The 21,805-nt window shown below is 63.3% G+C and carries 18 protein-coding genes and 1 pseudogene; 10 read left to right on the plus strand and 9 right to left on the minus strand.

From position 1 onward, the window contains the following. Window positions 1-64: 64 nt before the first annotated feature. On the minus strand, window positions 65-1,318 hold the full coding sequence (gene glyA / locus KCX70_RS03580) for a serine hydroxymethyltransferase (RefSeq protein WP_102852842.1): 1,254 nt from the start codon (window positions 1,316-1,318) through the stop codon (window positions 65-67). A 440-nt stretch (window positions 1,319-1,758) separates the two neighbouring features. Beyond that, the gene (gene gbcB / locus KCX70_RS03585) at window positions 1,759-2,859 is read right to left on the minus strand and encodes a glycine-betaine demethylase subunit GbcB (RefSeq protein WP_212619297.1); all 1,101 of its coding nucleotides are present in this window, start codon (window positions 2,857-2,859) and stop codon (window positions 1,759-1,761) included. 401 nt (window positions 2,860-3,260) lie between these two features. On the opposite strand from gbcB, the gene gbcA reads away from it, so the two are divergent. Together gbcA and KCX70_RS03595 are read left to right on the plus strand one after the other, a co-directional pair. Further along, window positions 3,261-4,550 carry a glycine-betaine demethylase subunit GbcA gene (gbcA, locus tag KCX70_RS03590; protein WP_212619298.1) on the plus strand — a complete coding sequence of 430 codons (1,290 nt, stop codon included), beginning with the start codon at window positions 3,261-3,263 and terminating at the stop codon, window positions 4,548-4,550. Between the two features lie 257 nt (window positions 4,551-4,807). Further along, complete coding sequence (locus KCX70_RS03595; protein ID WP_212619299.1) at window positions 4,808-5,326, plus strand: gluconokinase; 519 nt, start codon at window positions 4,808-4,810, stop codon at window positions 5,324-5,326. A gap of 3 nt (window positions 5,327-5,329) precedes the next feature. On the opposite strand, the gene siaD is transcribed toward KCX70_RS03595, so the two are convergent. The 5 genes from siaD to ettA all read right to left on the minus strand — a co-directional run bounded on the left by siaD (window position 5,330) and on the right by ettA (window position 10,913). Continuing rightward, window positions 5,330-6,115, minus strand: coding sequence for a biofilm regulation diguanylate cyclase SiaD (gene siaD / locus KCX70_RS03600; RefSeq protein ID WP_212619300.1), 786 nt, complete (start codon window positions 6,113-6,115; stop codon window positions 5,330-5,332). Between the two features lie 8 nt (window positions 6,116-6,123). Continuing rightward, window positions 6,124-6,501: a biofilm regulation phosphoprotein SiaC gene (siaC, locus tag KCX70_RS03605; RefSeq protein WP_021209810.1), complete on the minus strand. Its 378-nt coding sequence runs from the start codon at window positions 6,499-6,501 to the stop codon at window positions 6,124-6,126. 20 nt (window positions 6,502-6,521) lie between these two features. Next, the gene (gene siaB / locus KCX70_RS03610; protein WP_021209809.1) at window positions 6,522-7,067 is read right to left on the minus strand and encodes a biofilm regulation protein kinase SiaB; all 546 of its coding nucleotides are present in this window, start codon (window positions 7,065-7,067) and stop codon (window positions 6,522-6,524) included. A 28-nt stretch (window positions 7,068-7,095) separates the two neighbouring features. Next, complete coding sequence (gene siaA / locus KCX70_RS03615; protein WP_212619301.1) at window positions 7,096-9,087, minus strand: biofilm regulation protein phosphatase SiaA; 1,992 nt, start codon at window positions 9,085-9,087, stop codon at window positions 7,096-7,098. Between the two features lie 158 nt (window positions 9,088-9,245). Next, entirely contained in the window at window positions 9,246-10,913 is a 1,668-nt protein-coding gene (gene ettA, locus KCX70_RS03620) for an energy-dependent translational throttle protein EttA (protein WP_021209807.1), read from the minus strand. A gap of 568 nt (window positions 10,914-11,481) precedes the next feature. On the opposite strand from ettA, the pseudogene KCX70_RS03625 reads away from it, so the two are divergent. From KCX70_RS03625 to KCX70_RS03650, 6 genes and pseudogenes are all read left to right on the plus strand, one after another. Next, window positions 11,482-14,115 (plus strand): annotated as a pseudogene (locus tag KCX70_RS03625) (sensor domain-containing protein); the annotation flags it as partial. 158 nt (window positions 14,116-14,273) lie between these two features. Beyond that, window positions 14,274-15,527 carry a serine hydroxymethyltransferase gene (gene glyA, locus KCX70_RS03630; protein ID WP_021209805.1) on the plus strand — a complete coding sequence of 418 codons (1,254 nt, stop codon included), beginning with the start codon at window positions 14,274-14,276 and terminating at the stop codon, window positions 15,525-15,527. A 145-nt stretch (window positions 15,528-15,672) separates the two neighbouring features. Further along, window positions 15,673-17,025: a cache domain-containing protein gene (locus KCX70_RS03635; RefSeq protein ID WP_021209804.1), complete on the plus strand. Its 1,353-nt coding sequence runs from the start codon at window positions 15,673-15,675 to the stop codon at window positions 17,023-17,025. Window positions 17,026-17,056: 31 nt separating this feature from the next. Further along, window positions 17,057-17,695: a response regulator gene (locus tag KCX70_RS03640; RefSeq protein ID WP_102852853.1), complete on the plus strand. Its 639-nt coding sequence runs from the start codon at window positions 17,057-17,059 to the stop codon at window positions 17,693-17,695. Between the two features lie 106 nt (window positions 17,696-17,801). Next, a complete protein-coding gene (locus tag KCX70_RS03645) occupies window positions 17,802-18,263 on the plus strand; it encodes a methyltransferase family protein (protein WP_021209802.1) in 462 nt (153 codons plus the stop codon). A gap of 56 nt (window positions 18,264-18,319) precedes the next feature. Beyond that, a complete protein-coding gene (locus KCX70_RS03650; protein WP_212619303.1) occupies window positions 18,320-18,688 on the plus strand; it encodes a PilZ domain-containing protein in 369 nt (122 codons plus the stop codon). Between the two features lie 9 nt (window positions 18,689-18,697). Here KCX70_RS03650 and radA read toward each other — a convergent pair whose 3' ends face one another. Continuing rightward, window positions 18,698-20,059: a DNA repair protein RadA gene (gene radA, locus KCX70_RS03655; RefSeq protein WP_021209800.1), complete on the minus strand. Its 1,362-nt coding sequence runs from the start codon at window positions 20,057-20,059 to the stop codon at window positions 18,698-18,700. 115 nt (window positions 20,060-20,174) lie between these two features. On the opposite strand from radA, the gene KCX70_RS03660 reads away from it, so the two are divergent. Then, complete coding sequence (locus KCX70_RS03660; protein ID WP_212619304.1) at window positions 20,175-20,609, plus strand: CopD family protein; 435 nt, start codon at window positions 20,175-20,177, stop codon at window positions 20,607-20,609. A gap of 116 nt (window positions 20,610-20,725) precedes the next feature. On the opposite strand, the gene KCX70_RS03665 is transcribed toward KCX70_RS03660, so the two are convergent. Continuing rightward, on the minus strand, window positions 20,726-20,995 hold the full coding sequence (locus KCX70_RS03665) for a YdcH family protein (protein ID WP_102852857.1): 270 nt from the start codon (window positions 20,993-20,995) through the stop codon (window positions 20,726-20,728). Between the two features lie 211 nt (window positions 20,996-21,206). On the opposite strand from KCX70_RS03665, the gene mscL reads away from it, so the two are divergent. After that, complete coding sequence (gene mscL / locus KCX70_RS03670) at window positions 21,207-21,617, plus strand: large-conductance mechanosensitive channel protein MscL (RefSeq protein WP_102847070.1); 411 nt, start codon at window positions 21,207-21,209, stop codon at window positions 21,615-21,617. Window positions 21,618-21,805: the final 188 nt, after the last annotated feature.

Raw genomic sequence — 21,805 nt, forward strand, 5'->3', positions numbered from 1 at the left:
CGGGGTGCCGCTCAGCGATCCACCGACTGGCGGTGAATCGCGGCTGCGCCTTGTAGCCTACGAATCAGCGGTACACCGGATAGTCGGCGCACAGCCCAGCGACCTGTCGGGCAACCTGCGCCTCGACATCGTCATCGCCGAGGTGATCGAGGATGTCGCAGATCCAACCCGCCAGCTCGACGCTCTGGTCCACCTTGAAACCGCGCGTCGTGATGGCGGGTGTACCGATGCGCAGCCCGGAGGTGACGAAGGGCGACTGCGGGTCGTTGGGGACGGCGTTCTTGTTGACCGTGATGCCGGCGCGACCCAGGGCGGCGTCCGCATCCTTGCCGGTGATGCCCTGCTTGATCAGGCTGACCAGGAACAGGTGGTTATCGGTGCCGCCGGAGACCACGTCGAAGCCGCGCTCGATGAACACCTTGGCCATGGCCTGGGCGTTGTCGATCACCTGCTGCTGGTATTCCTTGAAGCCAGGCTCCAGGGCTTCCTTGAAGCACACCGCCTTGGCCGCGATGACATGCATCAGCGGGCCGCCCTGAGCGCCCGGGAAGACCGCGGCGTTGAGCTTCTTCTCGATCTCGGGGTTGCTCTTGGCCAGGATCAGGCCGCCACGCGGACCGCGCAGGGTCTTGTGCGTGGTGGTGGTGACCACGTCGGCGAACGGGATCGGGTTCGGATACAGGCCGGCGGCAACCAGGCCCGCCACGTGGGCCATGTCGACGAACAGCAGCGCCCCGACCTTGTCGGCGATGGCGCGGAAGCGTGGGAAGTCCAGGGTCTTCGAGTAGGCCGAGAAGCCGGCGACGATCATCTTCGGCTTGCACTCGACGGCCAGGCGCTCGACCTCGTCGTAATCGATCAGGCCGGTGTCGGTGTCGATCCCGTACTGGACCGCGTTGTACAGCTTGCCGGAACTGCTGACCTTGGCGCCGTGAGTCAGGTGACCGCCGTGGGCCAGACTCATGCCGAGGATGGTGTCGCCGGCGTTGAGCAGCGCCAGGTAGACGGCGCTGTTGGCCGAGGAACCGGAATGCGGCTGGACGTTGGCGTAGTCGGCACCGAACAGCTGCTTGGCGCGATCGATGGCCAATTGTTCGACCTTGTCGACGTGCTCGCAGCCACCGTAGTAGCGCTTGCCCGGATAGCCTTCGGCGTACTTGTTGGTCAGCCCGCTGCCCTGGGCCTGCATCACGCGCTTGCTGGTGTAGTTCTCCGAGGCGATCAGCTCGATGTGATGTTCCTGACGCGTTTCCTCGGCATCCATCGCCGCCAGGAGTTCGTCGTCATAGCCTTGGATTTTGTCTTGCTTGCTGAACATCGCGGATCTCCTAAGGGCGCAACGGCGCCATTCGCCTCGGTGAAGGCCTTGGTCTGTCTGGATGCGATGGTAGGGCTGGGCCCTGGTGGGAAGATGCCTGCCTGCGCCTTGTGAGAGTTCGTTTGCGACATGCTCAGTCGTTCTCGGAAATCATCGCAGCGCCTCGGCTGTCGCCCTCGACTGGTTGGTCACGCACAGGCCGGATGTCGACCCCGATAACAGCCGGAGACGACGCGTCGGATGCCGTCGGGGTGCCGCTGAAAAGGGGGCGTACGAAAAGTGCGCTTCAGCGCGGATCACAGGCGTGGCGGGGCTTTGACGCTGTTGCGTCCGGCCTGGTCGGTGCGTCTGGAGAGTGGATCGGTTGGCTGCGGGGGGATTTGCGCCGCAGACCCGGCCGGGCGGCCAGGTCTGCGGTCAAGGGAGCGGGAGGAGGGGGCTCAGTAGTCGATGACGACGTCGCCCTTGGGCACGCTGCAGCAAGACAGGATGTAACCTTCTGCGACATCTTCGTCGGTGATTCCGCCGTTGTGCTCCATGGTCACCTCGCCGGCGGTCTTCAAGACCTTGCAGGTGCCGCAGATGCCCATACCGCACGCCTTGGGGATGTGCAGGCCGAGTTGCGCGGCGGCCGAATGGACGGTTTCGTTAGGGCCGACCCGGATGCTCTTGCCGGTCGCGGTGAACTCGACCTGTTTGAGATCGGCGAGCGGTACGTCGGGCGCCTCGGCAGCCTGCTCGGCCAGTTCCTTGACGTCTTCGCGCACGTCTGCCGGCGTCGCGCCGAAGGATTCCTCGTGGTAGCGCTGCATGTCGAAGCCGTTGGCCTGCAGCAGTCGCTTGACTGCGTTCATGTACGGGGTCGGTCCGCAGCAGAAGATTTCCCGTTCAGCGAAATCCGGTGCGATCAGCTCCAGCATGCGCTGGTCGAGGTAGCCGCGATAACCGGCCCAGGCCTCGCCCATGCCGTGCTTCTCGCAAATGATGTGCAGGCTGAAGTTGTTGACCCGCGAGGCCATGTGCTCCAGCTCGCGGTGGAAGATGATGTCCTTGGGCGAGCGGGCGCTGTGGACGAACACCATGTCGACGTTGGCATTGGTGTCGAAGAACCAGCGGGCCATCGACATGACCGGCGTGATGCCGACGCCGCCGGACAGGAATAGCGCTCTCTCGGTGGGGAAGTCGATGGCGTTGAACAGGCCGACCGGGCCGTGTACCGGTAGCAGATCGCCCTCGCTGAGGTTGTCGTGCAGCCAGTTGGACACCTTGCCGCCGGGGATGCGCTTGATGGTCAGCGAGAAGCTGTAGGGCACCGAGGGTGAGCTGGCGATGGTGTAGGAGCGCATCACCTGCTGCCCGTCTATCTCCAGCTCCAGGGTGACGAACTGACCCGGCTTGAAGAAGAACATGATCGGCTGGTCAGACATGAAGCAAAAGGTGCGAACGTCCCAGGTCTCCTGGATGACCTTCACGCAGCGCACCAGATGGCGGCCGTTGGTCCATGTCTGGGTATTGACCGGATTGAGGAAATTACTGGACATGCTCCACCTCGATTGCGCGCTGGCTACAACGGCCTTTTGATTAAGGCCTTTTCCAGGGCTGCGACTGCACGACGCATGGCCCTTCTGGCGCAGAATTGTGCGCAACGCAATACCGTGTCACTTACCTGTTCGCGACATCGGCATGCTTATCGCGACCAGCGCGATGTCACGGGGATTCCAGAGTCGGAAACGGATGTGTGCCTGTCGCCCATGGATAAGGTTTCCCTCTTGCGCCGCGACACACTCGGTCGCAGCCGAGCAAGGGAAGGCGATCTCGCCGGAGTCGCTTTCTTATTGATGGCCCATGCCGTCCGGCTCGCCGCCTTGCGTAGTAACCGAATAGCCATTTTTTTCGCCAGCCACAGACGCCTGCAAGGCGCGGCCGGCTTGAGGAGCAACCGATGGATGTCACTTCCAATCTGAGCCTGGGCGATCCGCTCGAAGCCGCACGTAAGGCCACGGCAGAAATGCTGCAGACGCGCCAGCCGAGTTTTTCCCTTGCACAGCCGTTTTACAGCGACGAAAGGCTGTTCGAGATCGATATGCAGGAGATCTTCCACAAGGAATGGCTGATTGCAGGCATGACCTGCGAGATTCCGGCGAAGGGCAACTTCCTCACCCTGCAGATCGGCAAGAATCCGATCCTGGTCATCCGTGGCGCCGAAGGCACCGTGCATGCGTTCCACAACGTTTGCCGCCACCGTGGTTCGCGGCTGTGCACCAGCGACAAGGGCAAGGTAGCCAAACTGGTATGCCCCTACCATCAGTGGACCTACGAACTGGACGGCCGCCTGCTGTTCGCCGGCACCGAGATGGGCGCCGACTTCGACATGAACCAGTACGGCCTCAAGCCGGTGCAGTGCAAGACGGCTGGCGGCTACATTTTCATTTCCCTGGCCGAAAACCCTCCAGCGATCGACGACTTCCTGGCGACCTTGACGCACTACATGGAACCGTACGACATGGAAAACGCCAAGGTGGCCGTGCAGAGCACCCTGGTGGAAAAGGCCAACTGGAAGCTGGTGCTGGAGAACAACCGCGAGTGCTACCACTGCAATGGATCGCACCCGGAACTGCTGAACACCCTGCTCGAATGGGATGACGTCACTGACCCGCGCGCCAGCCAGGCCTTCAAGGATCAGGTTGCCGAGTGCACCACTCGTTGGGACAAGAACAACATTCCGTACGCCCATGCCAGCTTCGGCTTGCGTAACCGTATCGTCCGCATGCCGCTGCTCAAAGGCACCGTGTCCATGACGATGGACGGCAAGCAGGGCTGCCAGAAGCTCATGGGCCGCATCACCGACCCGGATCTGGGCTCGATGCGCATCCTTCATCTGCCGCACTCCTGGAACCACTGCATGGGCGATCACATCATCGTCTTCACCGTGTGGCCGATCAGCGCTCAGGAAACCATGGTCACCACCAAGTGGATCGTGCACAAGGACGCGGTCGAAGGCGTCGACTACGACGTGGCGCGCCTGCGCCAGGTATGGGACGCGACCAACGACCAGGACCGCCGCCTGGCTGAAGAGAATCAGCGCGGGATCAACTCGACGGCCTATCAACCGGGGCCTTATTCGAAGACCTACGAGTTCGGTGTGGTCAACTTCATCGACTGGTACAGCGAGCGCATGCTGAACAACCTCGGCGCCGAACCGGCCAGCTATCTGAAGCAGATCAATCAGTGATCCGCTAGTCGTTCGAAGCCGGGCGGCGCACCTGCAGAAGGTGCGCCGCCTTTTTTTTGGGGCGGCGAAACAGCCGCTCATGCGCCGTCAAACTGCCGATACGCCCGCTCCGCCAGCCATCCCTCGCCGCGAGGAACTTCGGAACACGTGCGTGACCGAAGAATGGAAATGCGAGGCTCCCGCACAGGCGCCGATGACGTCGCGGGTGACATGGCCCTCGCGTTCGAACTCCGATCGCCACAGTGAAGAGGGTGCCAGTGATCGTCATCATCATGGGTGTCGCCGGCAGCGGCAAAACCACCATAGGCCAGAAGCTGGCCGCCCGGCTGGGGTGGGGCTTCTCCGATGCCGACGAATTTCACAGCGACGCCAACAAGCAGAAGATGGCCAGCGGTATTCCTCTCGACGATGAAGACCGTCGGCCCTGGCTACAGGCGATGCGTGCGGCGATCGAGGCCCGGCGCGAGCAGAGCCATGACTGGATATTCGCCTGTTCGGCGCTCAAGCGTCGCTATCGCCAGATGCTCGGTGGCGATGACGAGAACGTCTTCTGGGTCTATCTGGACGGCTCCGAGGCCTTGCTGCTGGAGCGGCTGGCCCGGCGCGGCGGGCACTTCTTCGACCCCAGCCTGCTGCGCAGCCAGCTACAGACGCTGGAGCAACCCGGCGAGGACGAGGCTATCCGGGTGGACATCCGGCCCGCGCCCGAGCAGATCGTCGAGGCGATTGTCGAGGCGATTGTCGAGCGTCTGCCGCTGCGCGAGACGAACCGCTGACGCTCAGTCGGCCAGTTCGTAGCGATCGCGGCCGTTGCGCTTGGCGCACAGCAAGGCCACGTCGGCGCGGTTGATGGCGGTGGAATAGTTTTCTCCGGCTCGCAGTTCCGCCATGCCCAGACTCACGGTCACCGACAGCGAATCGTCGTTGATCCGGACCCGCAACTTGGCGACTGCCTGCCGTAGTCGCTCCATCACCGTCACGGCCTGATCGCCGCTGGTCTCAGGCATCAGTACCAGGAATTCCTCGCCGCCCCAGCGACCGCACAGGTCATGCTCGCGGATTTCCGCTTCCATCACTCGCACCACGTCCATCAACACGTGGTCGCCCACTTCGTGACCGTATTGGTCGTTGATGATCTTGAACCGGTCGATATCGATCATGACGATGCACAGCGGGCGCGAATAACGTTTGGCCCGCTCGGTTTCGTCGCGCAGACGCTCGGTGAGCAGACGGCGGTTGGCAATGCCGGTCAGCGCATCGTGGGTGGAAGCCTCTTTCAGTGCGATGTTCAGGTCACGCATCATCATCTGGTAGCGATCGGAGATACGGGCGACCTTTTCCAGCTGCCGCAACTGCTTGTCGAAGCGCGCCGAAAGCGTCATCTCGCGGTCCCGGACGATGCTCTGATAGCCGTCGGAGACGCGGGCGATCCGCTCGATCCGGTTGAGCAGGTTGTGGTGCGCTTCCCACAGCTGGCTCAGCGTTTCATGCAGCGGATGATCCTGGTTCTCTGGGTCTGACAGCGACTCCATGACCTGGTTTTCCAGAGGCGTTTGGCCGCGCATACAGACTTCTACTCGTCGCTGAGGATCATGAATGGAAAGGTGCAGTCTTCCTTGAATTCCTCGGCCAGCTCTACCACACGCTCGTTGCGCCGGTCGTAATGCCAGTTGACGGCGACCGGCTTGCCTTCCTGATGGGCCGCTTCGAGCAGGTCGAAGATGTCCATCACCGCCTTGATGCTGCTGGTGTTGAGGTACAGCAGATGCAGTTCCAGGCGTAGCGGGCGGCCCGCCTCGGCCAGGTAACGCTCGATCCACTCGATGACCTGGTGGAAGAGTTCGTAGGAGTTTTCGGGGTAGGAATCGCCCTGCATGCTGAGCACGCCGTTGGCCCAATCGGATTGGATGGCAGGCGATGACTGGCTGCCGGCAATTGAAAAATCATTCATGTGCATTTGGCTCTTGTAAGTCAGATGACCGCGCTCAGGCTGATGAACGAGCGGCCGTTGGCAACGGTTTGCAGCGAGGCCTTGAGCGGCTCGCTGGATTTACGGGCGATGTCGATCAGGCCCAGTCCGGCTCCGCTGACGGTGTTGTCTTCGCGTGGCTTGCGCAATTGTTCTTTGTACCTGGCCTTGAGCTGGGCCTTGTCCAGCTTCGCCAGCTCGTCGATGGCCGCGATCAGGGCTTCGCCGTCCGCCGTTTCGATCAGGTTGCCGGCCGATACCACATAGCGGCCGTCGGTCTCGTTGCGGGCGACCACGACCGTGGCTCCGGCTTCTTGATCGGCCCAATTGCGGATCTTCGCGTAGTGGCGGATGTTCTGGGTCATCTCGATATAGACGGCGAACACGTCCATGGCCGACGACGGGTTGGCATGATCGGCCGCCAGGTAGTTGCGTAGTGCGTTGCCGATTTCCTCGATCAGGCTGCGCGAGATCGGACCGTTGAAGCAGAGCATGATCTGCTGTCTGTTGTAGCTTTCGCGCATGGCGAAGAGGTCAAGATTTTCCATGGGGCAACTCGACTCCGGTGGATGGCGCTCAATCGAAACGGAAACACAACATGGTGATATCGTCACGCTGGGGATAATCGCCCTGGTATTCGGCCAGGGTCGCTCTGAACGCGGCGCCTTGCTCGGCCAGCGGCAGCCGGGCGTGACGCAGGATCATCTCGGCGAAGCGACTGTTACCGAAGCCATAGCCTAGTTCGCCGCCGGCCTGATCGAGGAAGCCGTCGGTGGCCAGATAGAAGGTGCGCCCCGGTTTCAGTTCGACCTCGGCATTCTGGTACTCGCCGATGCGGCGGTCACCGACCGCGCGGCGGCCGGCTGGCAGTTCATCCAGACGCTCACCATCGCTGTAGTAGAGCGCGATCTTGGCACCGGCGTAGCTCACGCGACGGCGCTCGAAGTCGACGTAGGCAAGGCCCACGTCCATGTTAGTGGCCAGGGCATGCTGCGTGCCGTCGTCGCGCAGCATCCTGCGCACGATGCTGTCGGTGCGCACCAGGATCGCGGCCGGGTCGTCCAGGCCGACATCGGAAATCGCCTGTTCGATCGCGGCATGGGCGAGCATCGTCATCAGTGCGCCGGGTACGCCATGGCCGGCGCAGTCGACCACGCCGAGCAGGCAGCCCTGGGCGGTGGCGCGATAGACGTAGAAGTCGCCGCCGACCACATCGCGCGGGTGCCAGAGCACCGCGTGGCGATCATCGAGATCGGCGACCAGCTGGCGCTTGGGCAGGATGGCATGCTGGATCAGGCTGGCGTAGTCGATCGAATCGTCGATCTTCTTGTGCGCCGCGGCCATTTCCCGATTGGCCTGCTCCAGGGCGTGAGTGCGCTCCTGAACCCTGCGCTCCAGCTCGTTGGTATGACTGCGAACCTGCTGCGCCATGCTGCTGAACGCGGCGCTCAGCTCGCCGATCTCGTCGTCGCGATGAATCGGAAGCGGCGTTTCGTATTGCCCGGCGGCGATCGCCTGAGCGCTTTTGCGCAGCTGCCGCAACGGGCGCAGCAAGCGTTTGTCGACCAGCCAGGCGCCCGCGACGATCAGCACCGCCAGCAGCAACAGAACGGCGCCGAGTGCCGGCAGCAATGGCTTCAGTTCGATGACCTGGGCGGTCCGCAGATCGACGGCGCTGGCGACGAACCATTGCAGTTCCGGAATCCAGGCCAGGGCCAGCAGGCGCGGCTCGCCATCGAGGCTCGCCTCCAGGGTAGCCGTCTCGCCAGGGTGTTCCCGACTGTAGGCCATCGCCTGGCGTAGCGCCTGGGCCTGTTCGATGTCATCGAGCAGGCCAAGCAGGTTGGTAGACAAGGAGCGGCCTTGCGACGTATCGGCGTTGAGCGTGACAAGGTTCGGGTTGGGGTGGACCAGGATCGAGCCGAAACTGTCCAGCACCATCGATTCGACGCCGGTCTTGTCCTCTTCAATGAACTGGGTGACGAAGGCCTTCAGGCTGATGCCCGAACCGACGACGCCAAGGGGGCGGTCGCCGTCGCGGGCGACGATGTTGAACCAGATCTTCAGGTCCCCGGTGACGGCCGAGCGGTCCACGTTCAGGTGGTAGGGCGCATCCGAACGCAGCGTGACGTAGAACCACTCGTCATCGGGCTCGTCGGGCTTCATCACATACCGCGGCAGCTCGCTGGGCGGCTGCTGGCCGCCGTTGGAGTAGTAGCGACCGGTCGTGGCTGACGCGGCGAAGTAGGAGTGATCGCTGAGCGCCTGCTGATAGCCGGCGGCTTCGCGGAAGAACAGCTCGCGGCGGGCGGCGTCGTCTTCGTCGAGTAGCCAGGAGCGGGTGATCTGCGATTCGGCCAGTCGCTGGGCCAGGGCCAGTTCGCGCGTGACCGGTGCGAAAAGCCGCTCACGGTTGAGCTGCACCACGTTGCGCGCGTAGGCCTCACCGAAGCGGTGTTGAACGCCTTGCAGGGCTTCATGCCCAACCAGCGCTGTCACGCCGATGGCAAGCAGGAAGGTCAGCAATAGCACCAGCAAGGATTTGCCGCGTAAGCCCAGTGCTGCCATATCGGTGCCTATCCCTTCCTATCGCAAGGCCTCTGCGGGCGCTCCGCATTGGCGTGTCCGCTCTCGAGGCGCGCGATTATCCGGCATCTAGCCATTGGCCACCAGAGGCGATTCGTCACGTAAAAACGGAGCCTTTGCGGCTCCGTTGTGGGTCGTTGCTACTGCGCGAGCTTCTTGTATTTGACCCGGTGCGGCTGAGATGCCGCATCGCCAAGACGCTTCTTGCGATCGGCTTCGTACTCGGTGTAGTTGCCTTCGAAGAAGACGATGTCGCCGTTGTCCTCGTAGGAGAGGATGTGGGTGGCGACGCGGTCGAGGAACCAGCGGTCGTGGGAGATGACGATGGCCGCGCCTGGGAAGTCCAGCAGCGCCTCTTCCAGCGAGCGCAGCGTTTCCACGTCGAGGTCGTTGGACGGTTCGTCGAGCAGCAGTACGTTGGCGCCTTCCTTCAGCGTCAATGCCAGGTGCAGACGGCCACGCTCACCACCGGACAGGTCCTTGACGAACTTCTGCTGGTCGCCGCCCTTGAAGTTGAAACGCCCGACGTAGGTGCGCGAAGGGACCTCGTAGTTGCCGATGCGGATCATGTCGGAGCCATCGGACACCGCTTCCCACACCGTCTTGCTGCCGTCCAGGTCTTCACGGCTCTGGTCGACGCATGCCACCTGCACGGTATCGCCGATCTCGATGCTGCCCGAATCCGGCTGCTCCTTGCCCATGATCATGCGGAACAGCGTCGACTTGCCCGCGCCGTTGCCGCCGATCACGCCGACGATGGCGCCCTTGGGCATGCTGAACGAGAGGTTGTCGATGAGGACGCGGTCGCCGTAGCCCTTGGTCACGTTGTTAAAATCGATGACCTTGTCGCCCAGGCGCGGCCCGGCCGGGATGTAGATTTCGTTGGTCTCGCTACGCTTCTGGAATTCCTGCGATTGCAGCTCCTCGAAGCGCTGCAGGCGTGCCTTGGACTTGGCCTGGCGGGCCTTGGCGCCCTTGCGCACCCACTCCAGCTCTTCCTTCATGGCCTTTTCATGCGCCGACTGCTGCTTGGATTCCTGCGCCAGGCGGTTGGATTTGGCTTCCAGCCAGCCGGAATAGTTGCCCTCGTAAGGGATGCCCGCGCCACGGTCGAGTTCGAGGATCCAGCCGGCGACGTTGTCGAGGAAGTAGCGGTCGTGGGTGATCGCCACCACGGTGCCGGGGAAGTCGTGAAGGAAGTGCTCCAGCCAGGCCACCGAGTCGGCGTCCAGGTGGTTGGTCGGTTCGTCCAGCAGCAGCATGTCCGGTGCCGACAGCAACAGACGGCACAGCGCGACGCGGCGCTTCTCACCACCGGACAGGTGTTCGACCTTCGCCTCCCATGGCGGCAGGCGCAGGGCGTCGGCGGCGACTTCCAGCTGACGCTCCAGGTTATGGCCGTCGCTGGCCTGAAGGATGGCTTCGAGCTTGGCCTGCTCGGCGGCCAGCTTGTCGAAGTCGGCGTCGGGTTCGGCATAGGCGGCGTAGACTTCGTCCAGACGTGCCTGGGCATCCTTGATACTGCTGACCGCTTCTTCGACGACTTCGCGAACGGTCTTGCTCGGGTCGAGTTCCGGCTCCTGCGGCAGGTAGCCGACATTCAGGTCGGGCATGGCCCGGGCTTCGCCGTCGAACTCCTTGTCGACGCCGGCCATGATTCTCAGCAGCGTGGATTTGCCCGCGCCGTTGAGGCCGAGCACGCCGATCTTGGCACCCGGAAAAAAGGACAGGGAAATGTTCTTGAGGATTTCACGCTTCGGCGGAACGACTTTGCTCAGCCGGTGCATGGTATAGACGTATTGAGCCATGGAGACGAATGCCCGTGACGAAGAAAAAGAGGAGGAAAACCCGTCGTGGCGGACGAGCCAGACAATCCGGCAAAGCTACCGGAATGCGCCAGGCAGGGCAAACCAGCGGCAGCGTATTCGATGGTGGCGTTTCGCCTCCAGTCAGGGCATGCTTAGCCCTGTTCACGCACACGCCGCAGGGCTGTTGTCGCCCTCTCGCACAGGTCCGACAGTTTTGACCGATGACAATTCTTCTCAGCTGCAGGCGTCCCGTTCCGAAGGCTTGGCCCCGCTTGTCCGACTGTTTGCTCGGTTATACGCTCGCCTGTTGCCCAGACGCTTCGAGCCTCGTTGGCAAGCGCTGCGTTATTCGATCGCTGCCCTGGATGCCATCGACGAACGCGTTCTCATCAGCGATTTCTCCGGCCGACTGCAGTACCTGAACAGCCAGGCGGAGAAGATGTTCGGCCTGGGCGGTCAGCAATTGTCGCGCTATCGGCTGCAGGAGTTGCTGCCCGCGCTCGATCCGCAGGCCTTCGATGTCGATCAGGCAACCGATGTCTGCCTTCCGCCCGTACGTTTGCTGCAGGGTGGCGAGTCCCGTCTGTTTTCCATAGCTCGCGGTGCGCTACGTCTGGGGCGCGAAACGCACCCGTCCTGCTTCGTCTGGGTCATGCGCGACGTCACCCGTGAGCGAGCGGCGCAAACGGCGCTGGTGGAGCGTGAGCGCTTCTGGTCCGAGGTGCTCCGGGCGGTACCCGACACTCTATATGTGCAGGACTTGCAAAGTGGCAAGCTGGTCTACAGCAACAGCAATCTGGCTTCGCGGCTGGGCTACAGCGAGGCGGAACGCGGCGACGACGGCAATGCCTTCTGGCGGAACATCAGCCACCCCGACGATCAGGAGTACATCTGGCGCTTGCTGGCCTTGCGCGGCTCGATGCGCGAGGGCGTGGGGCAGGAGGCGCTGTTGCGCTGGCGGCATCGCGACGGCAGTTGGCGCTGGTTCAGTCTCTGCGAGCGGGTCTTGTCACGCGACGAGCAAGGGCGGATCTGGCGCGTCATCGGCGTAGCCCGTGATGTCACCGCCAACATCGAGCACAGCCATTCGCTGCGTGCCAGCGAGCGCCGCTATCGCATGTTGGCGGGTAGCCTGCAGGATGTCATTTTCACCACCGACAGCTCCGTGCGTATCGATTACGTTGGGCCCTCCATTCAGACGGTGCTCGGTTACAGCCCGGACTGGGCGCTGCGCCACGGCCTCGACCGGGTGGTGACGAAGCCGCGCCAGGCGGCGCGCTTCTATGAATTGATGCGCCGCGTGCGCAAGGCCTCCGCCAGCCCGGCTGCGCTGGCCGAACTCGGTCAGAGCCTGCAAGGCGAAACCCTCTATTTCGACTGTCGCGCCGCGGACGGGCGCCCGGTGGCTATCGAGTTGCGCATCACCTTGATCTGGGATGAGCACAACCGTTTCGATGGCACCCTGTGCATCGGCCGTGACGTCAGTCAGCAGCGCCAGGCCGAAACGGAGCTGCGCCGCGCCGCGACGGTGTTCGACCATTCCACCGCGGCGATCGTGGTCACCGACCCGGAGGGGCGCATCGTCCAGGTCAACGCGGCATTCCAGCGTATTACCGGCTATGGCTGCGACGAAATGTTGGGCAAGCTGCCAATGACACTGTGTACCGACCGCCAGCAAGCCAACCAGATGACCTTCGTCCGCGACCAGATATTGGATACCGGGACCTGGGAGGGTGAGTTTTGGCTCAAGCGCAAGGACGGCGACACCTATCCGTGCTGGGTCGGTATCACCGCGGTGCGCGACGCCGAGCACGAGCTGGTCAGCTATGTCTGCTTCTTCAGCGACATGAGCGAGCGCAAGGCCAGCGAGAAGCGCATCCATCGCCTGGCGTACTACGACAGCCTGACCCAACTCCCCAACCGCACCCTGTTCCAGGACCGGCTGTACAGCAGCCTGCAACTGGCGGCGCGGCGTGGGAGCTGGGTCGTGCTGATGTTCCTCGACCTGGACCGCTTCAAGCCGATCAACGACTCGCTCGGTCATGCCGCCGGCGATCGAATGCTCAAGGAGGTCGCCATGCGGCTGGCGTCCTGTGTCGACGCGGACGACACGGTGGCGCGCATGGGCGGCGACGAGTTCACCTTTCTGTTGCATCCGGGCAATGATCGCGACGAGGCCCTCAAGCGTGCCATTCACGTCGGCGAACGCGTACTGGCCAGCCTGAGCGAGCCGTTCGTGCTGTCGGGGCGTGAATTCTTCGTTACGGCCAGCATCGGTATCGCACTCAGCCCGCAGGACGGCGACGACCTCAGCCAGCTTATGAAAAATGCCGACACGGCGATGTACCACGCCAAGGAGCGCGGCAAGAACAACTTTCAGTTCTATCAGGCCGAAATGAACGCCAGCGCGCTGGAGCGACTGGAACTCGAAAGCGATCTGCGTCATGCCCTCGAACAGCAACAGTTCACGCTGCATTATCAGCCGCAGCTGCTCGCCGATGGCCAGACCCTGACCGGCGTCGAGGCCCTGTTGCGCTGGCAGCACCCAACTCGTGGCCTGGTGTCACCGGCGGCGTTCATTCCGGTGCTGGAGGAGTTGGGATTGGTGGTCGAGGTCGGTGACTGGGTGCTCGCGGAGGCCTGCCGGCAGATCCTGGCCTGGGAGCGAGAAGGCCTCAGGGTGCCGAAGGTCGCGGTGAATCTTTCGGCCCGGCAGTTCGCCGACGGTCAGCTCGGTCAGCGTATCGCCGCCATCCTCGCTTCGAGCGGCATCACGCCGGCTCGCCTCGAGCTGGAGCTGACCGAAAGCATTCTTATGCAGGACGTGTGCGAGGCGCTGCGTACGCTCGATTCGCTCAAGCGGCTCGGGCCGTCGATCGCCATCGATGATTTCGGCACCGGCTATTCCTCGCTGAACTACCTCAAGCAGTTTCCCATCGACGTGCTGAAAATCGACCGCAGCTTCGTCGACGGGCTGCCCGAAGGCGAGCAGGACGGCCAGATCGCCCGCGCGATCATCGCCATGGCGCACAGCCTGGGGCTGTCGGTGATCGCCGAAGGCGTGGAAAACCGGCCGCAGCTGGATTTCCTTCAGGCGCATGGCTGCGACGAAGTACAGGGTTTTTATCTTGGCCGGCCGATGCCGGCGGATCGCCTGGGCGAGGTCGTTTCCGGCTACCAGGCCCGGACGCCGAGCCGATGAGCCGCACCGCAAGGTCGCCAGAGGCAGCCGGAGCGTGGCGCCGGCTACGTCTGCCAATGCCTTCACGTTGCGTATGACCAAGCCTCATACCCGCATTTTTTCGGATGAGGTAGAATCTGCGGCTCGCTTTTTACCGCCAGCTGACTCTGAGGACTGCCATGTTCAGCCGTGATTTGACCCTCGCCCGTTTCGACGCCGATCTCTTCGCTGCCATGCAGCAGGAAGCCAAGCGCCAGGAAGACCATATCGAGCTGATCGCCTCGGAGAACTACACCAGCCCGGCGGTGATGGAAGCCCAAGGTTCGGTGCTCACCAACAAGTACGCCGAAGGCTATCCGGGCAAGCGCTACTACGGCGGTTGCGAGTACGTCGACGTGGTCGAACAACTGGCCATCGATCGCGCCAAGGAGCTGTTCGGCGCCGACTACGCCAACGTCCAGCCGCATGCCGGTTCGCAAGCCAACAGCGCGGTCTACCTGGCGCTGCTCAACGCTGGCGACACCATCCTCGGCATGAGCCTGGCCCACGGTGGCCACCTGACCCACGGTGCCAGCGTTTCCTCCTCCGGCAAGCTGTACAACGCCGTGCAGTACGGCATCAACGATCAGGGTCTGATCGATTACGACGAAGTCGAGCGTCTGGCTCTCGAGCACAAACCGAAGATGATCGTTGCCGGTTTCTCCGCCTATTCGCAGAAGCTGGATTTCGCCCGTTTCCGCGAAATTGCCGACAAGGTCGGTGCCTACCTGTTCGTCGACATGGCGCACGTAGCCGGTCTGGTCGCCGCGGGCGTCTACCCGAATCCGGTACCGTTCGCTGACGTCGTCACCACCACCACCCACAAGACCCTGCGTGGTCCGCGCGGTGGCCTGATCCTTGCCCGTGCCAATGCCGAGATCGAGAAGAAGCTGAACTCGGCCGTGTTCCCTGGCGCCCAGGGCGGCCCGCTTGAGCACGTCATCGCCGCCAAGGCGGTGTGCTTCAAGGAAGCGCTGCAGCCCGAGTTCAAGGCTTATCAGCAGCAGGTGGTGAAGAATGCCCAGGCCATGGCCGAGGTGTTCATTCAGCGCGGCTTCGACGTCGTCTCCGGCGGCACCCAGAACCATCTGTTCCTGCTCAGCCTGATCAAGCAGGACGTCACCGGAAAGGATGCCGACGCCGCTCTGGGTCGCGCTCACATCACCGTGAACAAGAACAGCGTGCCGAACGATCCGCGCTCGCCCTTCGTCACCTCCGGTCTGCGCATCGGTACGCCGGCAGTGACCACGCGTGGCTTCGGCGAGACCGAGTGCCGCGACCTGGCCGGCTGGATCTGCGACATTCTCGACAACATGGGCGACGAGTCGGTGATCGAGACCGTGCGCGGCAAGGTCGAGGCGATCTGCGCCAAGTTCCCGGTCTACGGTAACTAAACACGACCAGCAGCAGCGAAAGCCCGGCCATTGCCGGGCTTTTTCGTTTTTGCCCAGGCGTTCTGCGAGGTCGCGACGCGGATGCAACCCAGGTCCGAGCACTTTCGCTCCGCCGCCTGATGTTTCCCTGAATCGGAGAGGCTCGATGCAGCTCAAGCACAAGATCGCCGCACTCAGCATCCTGCCATTGCTGCTGGCCGTGGCGGTCGTCTGCGCGCTGGTCATCGTGCAGAACCAGCGGCTCGGCGAACAGCAGGCGCAACTGATCGAGGCCAGCATCCTGGCGAGCAAGCAGGCGGAGTTGAAGAACTACGTGGAGATGGCCACCAGCATCATCGCGCCGCTCTACGACAGCGGCCTGGATGACGATGAGACCAAGCAGAAGGTGTTGGCCGCGCTAGGCCGTTTCAGCTTCGGCAGCGATGGCTATTTTTTCGTCTACGACCGCAGCGGGCGCAGTTTGATGCATCCGCGTCAGAGCGAACTGGTCGGCCAGGACCTCTGGAACATGACGGATCCGAACGGCCTGCCCGTGATCCAGGCGCTGATGCGCAGCGCGCAGACCGGTGACGGCTTCCAGCGCTATACCTGGCAAAAGCCGTCTACCGGGCAGTTCGCGGCCAAGCTCGCCTACGTGGTGATGCTCGAACGCTGGGGCTGGATGCTGGGCACCGGGCTTTATCTCGAGGACGTCGATCAGGCGATCCTGAACGTGCGCAACGAAGTCTCCAGTGGCATTCATACCACGATGCTGGCGATCGCCGGGGTGGCGCTGGTCGCGGTGCTGCTGGTGTTCGCCAGCGGCCTGACCTTGAACGTCAGCGAGCGGCGGCTGGCTGACCGCAAGTTGCAATCATTGACTCAGCGTATCGTCAGCCTGCAGGAGGAGGAGCGCTCGCGCGTTTCCCGGGAGCTGCATGACGGCATCAGCCAGCTGCTGGTGTCGATCAAGTTTCAGTTCGAGCTGGCCAGCCACGAACTGGCCAGCGGCAATCCCAAGGCGCAGACCACCCTCGATACGGGCGTCGAGCGGCTGGCTGGCGCCATCGGCGAAGTGCGACGAATCTCCCATGACCTGCATCCTTCATTGCTTGATACCCTTGGGCTTTCGGCGGCCATTGGCCAGCTTGTCGCCGAGTTCGGGCAGCGCAGCGGCCTGACGATGCGATACACCAATAACCTCGGTGACGGAGCGCCCGACGACTCGGTGGCGGTGGCGCTGTTCCGCGTGCTGCAGGAAGCTCTGACCAATATCGAGCGTCACGCTGGCGCACGCCAGGTTCGTATCAGCCTGGACGGTGATGGCGTTTCGGTGCGCTTGCGGGTGCGCGACGATGGCGTCGGCTTCAATCCGCGCAAGCTCGATAGCATCAAGGGCGGCGGCATCGGTTTGCGCAACATCCGCGAGCGGGTGGAGCACTTCGGAGGGCGCTTCAATCTGGCGTCCGAAGCCGGCGGCACCGAGCTGGACGTGACCTTGCCGGCGCACACCGGCTGACTTCTGTCGACGACAACAAGAGGCTCGCTCAATGAACCCGCAAGCACATATCAAGGTGGTACTGATCGACGACCATGCGTTGGTTCGGGACGGCATCCGCGCACTGCTGATGGCCGTACCCGAACTGGACGTGGTCGGCGAAGCCGGCAGCGGCGCCGAAGCCTTCGACCTGCTCAAGCGTGTGCCAGCCGATGTCGTGCTGATGGACATCGGGCTGAAGGATATCAACGGCCTCGAACTGACCCAGTCGTTGCGCCGCGACTTTCCGGATATTCGCGTGCTTATCCTGAGCATGTACGACAACCAGGAGTACGTGAACACCTCGGTGAAGGTCGGCGCCCGTGGTTACGTGCTCAAGGACGCGCCATCACGCGAGATCATCGTCGCGATCGAAGCCATCGCCGCTGGCGGCACCTATTACAGCGAGGGGGTTGCCGAAAAGCTGGCCAACCACAGCGCCGAGGAGCGCGAGTTGACCCCTCGCGAGCGGGAAGTCCTGCTGATGCTCGCTCAGGGGCACAACAACAAAACCATGGCGCGTGCGCTGCAGATCAGCGTGCGGACCGTGGAAACCCACCGTCTGAGCATTCGTCGCAAGCTCGACATCGACCGGCCGGCCGACCTGATGAAGCACGCGATGGTGCATGGCTGGCTACCGGGACAGCACTAACGTCCACTTTCGGGTTCAAACCGGCTGCTGTTCGATACGTCGATCACCGAGGGCAGTGTCGCGCTCGCGGGTCGCACTGTTCATCCCTCTCCATCTGGATGCGCCCATGCCTGCCAAATCTGTCGGACCGATCCCGCCACCGCCGCTGGTCTACCTGGCATTCATCGGTTGCGCCTGGGCCTTGGCCCGGTGGGCGCCGCTCGATTTGCCCCCGCACGAACTGGTCGCGTACGCGGGTTGGACTGCGATCGCCCTTGGCGTCCTGCTGATGCTTTGGGCGGCCTGGGAGATGCTTCGTCATCGCACCACCATCAACCCTTACGGAAGGCCAAGCAGCCTGTTGCAGACGGGCCCGTTCGGCTTCTCGCGCAACCCGATCTACCTGGCAGACACGCTGATCTACTGCGGCGTGGGGGCTTTGCTGGACAGTCTCTGGCCCTGGTTGCTGCTGCCGCTGCTGATCTACTGCATGCAGCGCGCCGTGATCGTGCACGAAGAACATCTGCTCACGCGATTGTTCGATGACGAGTATCGGACCTACCGGCGGCGGGTACGGCGCTGGCTGTAAGCCGGCCGCAGCCAGGGTGGCCTATAGTTAAACGGAAATTTCCCGGAGTGATCCCAATGAGTGAAACAAACAGCGATCGTCGACGGTTCCAGCGCATCGCCTTCGATGCGGAAACGGAGCTGGAGCAGGGCGCGCGCCGCTGGCCGGTCGAGTTGCACGACCTTTCCCTGAAAGGGCTGCTGGTGCATCGGCCGAAGGACTGGGACGCCGATCCCAGTCAGCCATTCGAAGCACGGATACGGCTGGCCGACGACGCCGAGGTGCGCATGCAGGTCGAGATGTCCCATAGCGAAGGGGAGCTGGTCGGCCTGGTGTGCCGGCACATCGACGTGGTTTCCATCACTCACCTGCGGCGGCTGGTCGAGCTCAATCTCGGTGACGAAGCGTTGCTGGAGCGCGAACTGGCGGCGCTCGGCGAGCCCTGACCACGCGGACTATTCGAACAACGCATCCAGCGCCTGTTCGAGGCGCGTCACCGCGATGACCTGCAACCCGGCGGGTGCTTCCTTGGGTGCATTGCCCTTGGGCACGATGGCCCGCTTGAAACCATGCTTGGCGGCTTCCTTCAGCCGCTCCTGGCCGCTCGGGACCGGGCGGATTTCCCCGGACAGGCCGACCTCGCCGAAGACCAGCAGATCGGTATCCAGCGGCCGGTTGCGCAGGCTGGATATCACAGCTGCCATGAGCGCCAGATCCGAGGCCGTCTCGAGCACTTTCACCCCGCCAACCACGTTGATGAACACGTCCTGATCGTAGGTCGGGATCCCGCCGTGGCGATGCAGTACGGCCAGCAGCATGGCCAGGCGGTTCTGGTCGAGGCCCAGGGTGACGCGCCGCGGGTTGGCCATGTGGCTGGTATCGACCAGCGCCTGCACCTCCACGAGCATCGGCCGGGTGCCTTCCCAGGTGGCCATCACCACGCTGCCAGGCACCGCTTCCTGCGCGCGGGTGAGGAAGATCGCCGAGGGGTTGGTGACTTCCTTGAGGCCCTTGTCGGTCATGCCGAACACGCCCAGTTCGTTGATGGCGCCGAAGCGGTTCTTCACCGCACGCAGCAGGCGCAGGCGCCCATCCGATTCCCCCTCGAAATACAGCACGGTGTCGACCATGTGCTCGAGCACGCGCGGCCCGGCCAGCGCACCTTCCTTGGTGACGTGGCCGACCAGGAAGATCGCCGTGCCGCTCTGCTTGGCGAAACGCACCAGCAATGCCGCGCTTTCGCGTACCTGAGCGACCCCGCCCGGCGCCGATTGCAGTTGCTCGGTGAAGATGGTCTGGATCGAGTCGATCACCATCACCTTGGGCTTTTCCAGGCGGGCGGTGGCAATGATCGATTCGATGCAGGTTTCGGTCATCACCTTGAGCCGATCCTGCGGCAGGTCCAGGCGTCGCGCGCGCATGGCCACCTGCTGCTGCGATTCTTCGCCGGTGACGTAAAGCGCGGGAAACTGGCGAGCCACGTTGCACAGCGTCTGCAGCAGGATGGTCGACTTGCCGATGCCAGGGTCGCCGCCGATCAGCACCACCGAGCCGTCGACCAGGCCGCCGCCGAGTACGCGGTCCAGCTCGCCGGAAGCCGTCGAGAAACGGGGCACTTCCTCGACGCTGACTTCGGCCAGGGTCTTGATGTTGGCCTGATCGCCCGCCCAGCCGGCGCGCCCGGACGGGGGGGCGGCGCCGTCGATCACGGTTTCGACCAGCGTGTTCCAGGCGCCACAGTCACCGCATTGGCCTGCCCATTTGGGAAAGGTCGAGCCACATTCGGTGCAGCCATACATGCGCTTGGCCTTGGCCATGAGGAACTCCGCGTCGGATGAGTGGAGTCGCATGATAGCGGCTGACTTGATCGCCATCAGCCACAAGCGCCTTCAGAGCCGCCAGACTGTAAACAAATCGAACAGGAGTCGCCCCATGCGCTACATGTTGTTCCTGCATCTTCTCGGCGCTAGCGTCTGGGTCGGCGGGCATCTGGTGTTGCTGCTCAGCGTACTGCCCGGTGCGCTGCGTCGCCGCGACGTGCAGCCGGTGCGTACATTCGAAGCGCTCTATGAGCGGGTCGGGATTCCGGCCTTGCTGCTGCAGATCGCAACCGGCATATGGCTGGCGGGGCAGTGGCTGCCGCACGCCCAATGGTTCGGTGACTCGCCCATCGCGCATCTGATCCAGGCCAAGCTGGCGCTTCTGGCCTTCACTGCGCTTTTGGGCGTACATGCGCGGCTGGCGATCATCCCCAAGCTCGATGCGCAGCGGCTATCGCAGCTGGGAGTGCATATCGTCCTGATCACGCTGACGGCGGTGGCCTTTGTCTGGGTGGGTGCCGGTTTCCGCTTCGGTGGGTTGTTCTGAGCAGGGCTAGCTGAGGATCGCGCCGGCGTGGCGCCATTCGCCGGGCCTGGCTGGGTGACTCGCGGAACGCTCGACGGGCATCCGTTGCAGATGCCCGTCCTGTCGCTGTATGCCGCTTAGCCGCAGCAACCGCCACAGCAGCTGCCGCTGGCACGCTTCAGGTCACGGGCGATGGCGTCTTTGAGCGTGACGCGCTCCAGCTTCAGAGCACTCAACGCGTCGCCATCGAGAGTTTCGACGCCGTCTTCTACCCGGCAGATCTGCTTGTCCAGGGCTTCGTATTGCTCGGCCTTGCGCGCAAAGGCGGGGTCCTGCTGGCGCAGCAACTGGAGCTGCTCGCGTTTCTCGGGGAAGTCCCTGGTCAGGGGATGGTGTTCGACGTGCATGGTGGCGCTCCAGATGGGTGAAGAGGAGCTGTACCTTAGCGCCGCCACCTCGGATCGCTTTTGACGGCGATCAAGCCGTTGTCATCGACGCGCCCCGTTCATCGAGTAGCCTCTCTGGCTCGCCGCTTGAACCCCGCCTATGCTGCACAGGTCGAAGCGCTGCGGCGAATTTCCGATCCTGAATTCTCCACTGACAAAAGGGAAAGCACAGATGGGTATGCTCAATGAGTTCAAGGCGTTCGCCGTTCGAGGCAACGTCATCGATATGGCCGTCGGTATCATCGTCGGCGCCGCCTTTACCAAGATCGTCTCGTCGTTCGTCGCCGATGTGGTGACGCCGCCGCTGGGCTTGTTGATCGGTGGTGTCGACTTCTCCGACCTCGCCATCGTGCTCAAGCAGGCGGTCGGCGATACGCCGGCGGTCACCCTCAGCTATGGGCGTTTCATCCAGACGGTGTTCGACTTCACCATCGTCGCGTTTGCAATCTTCCTCGCGGTCAAAGGCATCAATCACCTCAAACGCAAGGAAGCGGAGGCGCCATCCGCGCCGCCGGCACCGAGCAAGGAAGAAGTATTGCTGACCGAGATTCGCGATGCGTTGCGCGCGCGCAACGACGTCTGACGGGGCGCCGCCTGGGACGAGGTATCGAGGTGCGCTAGCGACGCCAAGACAACGGCTCGTTCGTTGGGCGGCGCCGATACCGCGGCTTGCTTAGCGGCGACCTGGCGTTCGGTCGGGTACGCCGAAGCAAAGCGGCGCGGTGTTCAGCGCCAGAAAGGGGGGGTGCCGGACAAGCTGGCGGGTGTGGC

Source organism: Stutzerimonas stutzeri (assembly GCF_018138085.1).
GTDB classification, from domain to species: Bacteria; Pseudomonadota; Gammaproteobacteria; order Pseudomonadales; family Pseudomonadaceae; genus Stutzerimonas; species Stutzerimonas stutzeri_AI.

Excerpts from the sequence above, each read along its gene's own strand:
- glyA (WP_102852842.1), bottom strand. The coding sequence starts at position 1,318 with ATGTTCAGCAAGCAAGACAAAATCCAAGGCTATGACGACGAACTCCTG.
- gbcB (WP_212619297.1), bottom strand. The coding sequence starts at position 2,859 with ATGTCCAGTAATTTCCTCAATCCGGTCAATACCCAGACATGGACCAAC.
- gbcA (WP_212619298.1), top strand. The coding sequence starts at position 3,261 with ATGGATGTCACTTCCAATCTGAGCCTGGGCGATCCGCTCGAAGCCGCA.
- siaD (WP_212619300.1), bottom strand. The coding sequence starts at position 6,115 with ATGCGCGGCCAAACGCCTCTGGAAAACCAGGTCATGGAGTCGCTGTCA.
- siaC (WP_021209810.1), bottom strand. The coding sequence starts at position 6,501 with ATGAATGATTTTTCAATTGCCGGCAGCCAGTCATCGCCTGCCATCCAA.
- siaB (WP_021209809.1), bottom strand. The coding sequence starts at position 7,067 with ATGGAAAATCTTGACCTCTTCGCCATGCGCGAAAGCTACAACAGACAG.
- siaA (WP_212619301.1), bottom strand. The coding sequence starts at position 9,087 with ATGGCAGCACTGGGCTTACGCGGCAAATCCTTGCTGGTGCTATTGCTG.
- ettA (WP_021209807.1), bottom strand. The coding sequence starts at position 10,913 with ATGGCTCAATACGTCTATACCATGCACCGGCTGAGCAAAGTCGTTCCG.
- glyA (WP_021209805.1), top strand. The coding sequence starts at position 14,274 with ATGTTCAGCCGTGATTTGACCCTCGCCCGTTTCGACGCCGATCTCTTC.
- KCX70_RS03635 (WP_021209804.1), top strand. The coding sequence starts at position 15,673 with ATGCAGCTCAAGCACAAGATCGCCGCACTCAGCATCCTGCCATTGCTG.
- KCX70_RS03640 (WP_102852853.1), top strand. The coding sequence starts at position 17,057 with ATGAACCCGCAAGCACATATCAAGGTGGTACTGATCGACGACCATGCG.
- KCX70_RS03645 (WP_021209802.1), top strand. The coding sequence starts at position 17,802 with ATGCCTGCCAAATCTGTCGGACCGATCCCGCCACCGCCGCTGGTCTAC.
- KCX70_RS03650 (WP_212619303.1), top strand. The coding sequence starts at position 18,320 with ATGAGTGAAACAAACAGCGATCGTCGACGGTTCCAGCGCATCGCCTTC.
- radA (WP_021209800.1), bottom strand. The coding sequence starts at position 20,059 with ATGGCCAAGGCCAAGCGCATGTATGGCTGCACCGAATGTGGCTCGACC.
- KCX70_RS03660 (WP_212619304.1), top strand. The coding sequence starts at position 20,175 with ATGCGCTACATGTTGTTCCTGCATCTTCTCGGCGCTAGCGTCTGGGTC.
- KCX70_RS03665 (WP_102852857.1), bottom strand. The coding sequence starts at position 20,995 with ATGCACGTCGAACACCATCCCCTGACCAGGGACTTCCCCGAGAAACGC.
- mscL (WP_102847070.1), top strand. The coding sequence starts at position 21,207 with ATGGGTATGCTCAATGAGTTCAAGGCGTTCGCCGTTCGAGGCAACGTC.